Below are 4,661 nucleotides of genomic sequence, written 5' to 3' on the forward strand. Positions count from 1 at the left end.
TGTGTCGGCGGTTCGATTCCGTCTCGCGCCATTTGTTTATATTTTGGAAGGGTAGCGAAGAGGCTAAACGCGGCGGACTGTAAATCCGCTCCTTCGGGTTCGGGGGTTCGAATCCCTCCCCTTCCATAGTTACGGGCATAGTTTAAAGGTAGAACTAAGGTCTCCAAAACCTTCAGTGTGGGTTCAATTCCTACTGCCCGTGTTAGTAAAGTGGCGAATGTGGTGAAGTGGTTAACACATCAGATTGTGGCTCTGACATTCGGGGGTTCGATTCCCCTCATTCGCCTATATTTTTGGGGTATAGCCAAGCGGTAAGGCAAGGGACTTTGACTCCCTCATGCGTTGGTTCGAATCCAGCTACCCCAGTTATACTTTGCCGGCGTGGCGGAATTGGCAGACGCGCTGGACTCAAAATCCAGTGTCCGCAAGGACGTGCCGGTTCGACCCCGGCCGCCGGTATAAGTTACACTCCTTTAGGGGTGTTTTTTTGTCTATAGGAGTTTAATTTTTATGTCTGATAAATTTCAGCTTCTCTTAAAACAAATTCGTTTTTCTGAGGAACACGATGCTTTTAAAGAAATTAAAGATGGTTCTATCGAAACAGTAAAACTATTTAAATCAAAACGGCAGTGGTTTTTTGTTTTTTCTTTTCCTAGTGTTCTTTCTTATGAGTCTTTTGTTCTTTTTGATAGTTTACTTCATTCTTCCTTCGATTCTTTGGGTGCCAAAGCTTCTTTTGAGATTCGTTTACTTTCTACTTCTTGCGATGATTCTTTACTTGGAGATTATTTCTCATATGCCTTAGATAGTTTAAAAGTTTCTCACTTTTCTATTTATTCTTTATTCTCAAATCTAAAGGTTGAAATTTCAAATAATAGTATTTGTGTTAAGGCTCCAGCGCATATTATTAAAGAAAATTTACAGGATAGATTTATTTCTTTGATTTCTAAATCTCTTTCTCAAGTTGGTTTATCTGACGTATCAATTTCTGTTCTTGAAGATAAGGAAGCGTCATCTTCTATAGAAGAGGCTTACGAAACAAACAAGGTTTCTTTACAAGAACAAGCTGAATCTCAGGCAAGACAGGCTCTTCAATCTATTCTTGAGAGTGCTCCAGCACCGAAACCTGTGAACGAACCAGTCCAAAATTTTGCTGAGAAACAAAGTCAACGTCAAGTTAGTTTTGATAAGGCTGAAATAACGCCAATGGTTGATATTAATTCTGAAGAGAATCGTGTTGTTTTTGAAGGATATATTTTTGATGTAGAGCAACGTGAAACTAAGACGGGTCGAATTATTATTAATTTCAAGGTAACTGATTATACCTCTAGTTTTGCAATGCAGCGCTGGGTCAAGGATTGTGATGAGCTTGCTAAGTTCGATATGATAAAAAAGGGGAACTGGGTAAGAGTTCGCGGTCGTATTGAGAATAATCCTTTCACTCATAGTCTGACAATGAATGTACAAGATATCAAAGAGATTTCGCACACACCTCGCAAGGATTTGATGCCTGAGGGACAAAAGCGTGTGGAATTTCATGCACATACTAACATGTCGACTATGGATGCCATGCCAACTGTGGAAGAGCTTATTGATACTGCTGCTTCTTGGGGACATCCAGCTGTTGCTATAACTGATCACGCTAATGTTCAGAGTTTTCCTAATGGCTACCATAGGGCTAAGAAAGCTGGTATTAAAGCTATTTTTGGTCTTGAAGCCAATCTTGTTGAGGATAAAGTTCCTATTGTTTATAATTCCCAGAATTTGGAATTAAAAGAAGCAACTTATGTTGTATTTGACGTTGAGACAACGGGCTTGTCTGCTGTTCATAATGATTTGATTCAGATTGCGGCATCAAAAATGCATAAAGGTAATATTATTGAGCAATTTGATGAATTTATAGACCCAGGGCATCCTCTTTCTGCTTTTACTACTGAGTTGACAGGTATTACTGATAATCATGTAAAAGGTGCTAAACCTTTAGTCCAAGTTTTACAGGAGTTTCAAGAATTCTGTCAAGGAACTGTGCTAGTAGCCCATAATGCGACCTTTGACGTTGGTTTTATGAATGCCAATTATGAAAGACATCAGTTACCAACAATTTCACAACCAGTTATTGATACTTTAGAATTTGCACGAAATCTTTATCCTGAGTATAAGCGTCATGGTTTGGGTCCTTTGACGAAGCGGTTTGGTGTGGCTTTAGATCACCACCATATGGCCAATTATGATGCGGAAGCAACGGCCCGTTTGTTGTTTATCTTCATAAAAGATGTGTTTGATAAGCACGGTTTGACTAATTTGGAACAGTTGAACACGGATTTGGTTTCTGAAGATTCGTATAAAAAGTCTCGTGTTAAACATGCGACGCTGTATGTTCAGAATCAAACTGGCTTGAAGAATATCTTTAAGTTGGTAAGTTTATCAAATGTCTCATACTTTGAGGGGGTAGCACGTATTCCTCGTACGGTCTTAGATGAGTATCGTGAGGGAATCATTGTAGGTTCTGCTTGTGCTGATGGTGAGGTTTTTGATACGCTTCTGTCTCATGGTATTGACAAGGCAGTTGAAGTTGCTAAATATTATGACTTTATTGAAGTTATGCCACCAGCGATTTATGCACCATTGATTGCGAAGGACTTAATTAAGGATGAGGTGGCTATAGAACAACTGATTCGAGATCTGATTGAAGTTGCTAATCGTCTGGACAAGCCTGTGCTTGCTACAGGAAATGTACATTATATCAATCCTGAGGATGCGATTTATCGTGAAATCATTGTTCGTGCTTTGGGACAAGGAGCAATGATTAATAGGCCAATCGGTAAGGGAGAAAATGCAAAACCTGCTCCTTTACCTGAAGCGCATTTTAGAACAACGAATGAGATGCTAGATGACTTTGCCTTTTTGGGAAAAGACTTAGCCTATGAAATTGTTGTAACTAATACGCAGGCTATGGCAGAACAAATTGAAGAGGTCGAGGTTGTCAAAAAAGACTTGTACACACCTTTCATTGATCGTGCGGAAGAACAGGTTGCGGAGATGACATATGCTAGAGCGTTTGAGCTCTATGGTAATCCTTTGCCTGATATTATTGATCTGCGAATTGAGAAAGAGTTGTCCTCAATTCTTGGTAATGGTTTTGCCGTAATTTACCTGGCTTCGCAGATGCTGGTTAACCGTTCAAATGAACGTGGGTACCTAGTTGGTTCGCGTGGATCTGTCGGTTCTAGTTTTGTTGCGACGATGATTGGAATTACTGAGGTTAATCCGATGCCGCCACACTATTTATGTCCTAAATGTCAACACTCAGAGTTCATTACAGATGGTTCTTATGGATCTGGCTTCGATTTGCCTGATAAGGAGTGTTCGGAATGTGGAACGGAGTATAAAAAAGATGGTCAGGATATTCCTTTCGAGACTTTCCTAGGTTTTGATGGGGATAAGGTTCCGGATATCGATTTGAACTTTTCCGGTGATGATCAACCATCAGCCCACTTGGATGTTCGTGATATTTTTGGAGAGCAATATGCTTTTCGTGCTGGAACAGTAGGTACTGTTGCAGATCGGACGGCTTATGGTTTTGTCAAAGGTTACGAACGTGACTACAATAAGTTTTACCGAGATGCCGAGGTCGACCGTTTAGCCATGGGGGCTGCTGGTGTTAAGCGAAACACAGGTCAGCACCCGGGTGGTATCGTTGTTATTCCAAATTATATGGATGTCTATGATTTCACACCTGTTCAATATCCGGCTGATGATGTAACGGCTGCTTGGCAGACAACTCACTTTAACTTCCACGATATTGATGAGAACGTGTTGAAGCTTGATATTCTGGGACATGATGATCCGACTATGATTCGTAAGTTGCAGGATTTATCAGGAATTGATCCCAAAGATATTCGAGCAGATGATCCAGATGTGATGAAACTTTTTTCAGGGACTGAAATTTTGGGGGTTACACCTGAACAGATTGGGACACCAACGGGAATGTTGGGAATCCCTGAGTTTGGGACTAACTTTGTTCGTGGTATGGTCGACGAGACGCATCCGACGACCTTTGCGGAACTCTTACAGTTATCTGGTTTGTCCCATGGTACAGACGTTTGGTTGGGTAATGCACAAGATTTGATCAAGGAAGGTATTGCCACTCTGAAAACCGTTATCGGTTGTCGTGACGATATCATGGTATACCTAATGCATGCGGGATTAGATCCTAAGATGGCCTTCACCATTATGGAACGTGTGCGTAAGGGAATGTGGTTGAAAATTTCTGAAGAAGAGCGAAATGGCTATATTCAAGCCATGCGTGAAAATAATGTTCCAGACTGGTATATTGAATCTTGTGGTAAAATCAAATACATGTTCCCTAAAGCCCATGCGGCAGCCTACGTTATGATGGCCCTGCGTGTAGCTTATTTCAAAGTGCACCATCCTATTTATTACTATTGTGCCTACTTTTCAATTCGAGCTAAAGCATTCGAGCTTAAAACGATGTCTGCGGGTCTTGATGCTGTTAAAGCTCGAATGGAAGATATTAAGGAGAAGCGCCAACGAAATGAAGCGACTAATGTTGAAAATGACTTATTTACGACGCTTGAGATTGTTAATGAAATGTTAGAACGTGGCTTTACCTTTGGCCAGTTAGATCTTTATAAGAGTCA

Annotated in this window: 1 protein-coding gene and 5 tRNA genes; all 6 read left to right on the forward strand. The window is 40.7% G+C overall.

What is annotated here, in order from left to right; translation table 11 throughout:
• Window positions 1-45 precede the first annotated feature (45 nt).
• Window positions 46-126 (forward strand) — tRNA-Tyr (locus HMPREF2867_RS04715).
• Window positions 127-131: 5 nt separating this feature from the next.
• Window positions 132-202, forward strand: a tRNA-Trp gene (locus HMPREF2867_RS04720).
• Between the two features lie 11 nt (window positions 203-213).
• A tRNA-His gene (locus HMPREF2867_RS04725) sits at window positions 214-286 on the forward strand.
• Window positions 287-294: 8 nt separating this feature from the next.
• Window positions 295-366: transfer RNA gene (locus HMPREF2867_RS04730), tRNA-Gln, on the forward strand.
• A gap of 9 nt (window positions 367-375) precedes the next feature.
• A tRNA-Leu gene (locus HMPREF2867_RS04735) sits at window positions 376-459 on the forward strand.
• A 51-nt stretch (window positions 460-510) separates the two neighbouring features.
• Window positions 511-4,661: PolC-type DNA polymerase III (locus tag HMPREF2867_RS04740; protein ID WP_070576113.1), on the forward strand; the 4,151-nt coding region annotated here is incomplete at its 3' end.

Origin of the sequence: Streptococcus sp. HMSC064H09, from assembly GCF_001812625.1 — a bacterium.
GTDB lineage: Bacteria > Bacillota > Bacilli > Lactobacillales > Streptococcaceae > Streptococcus.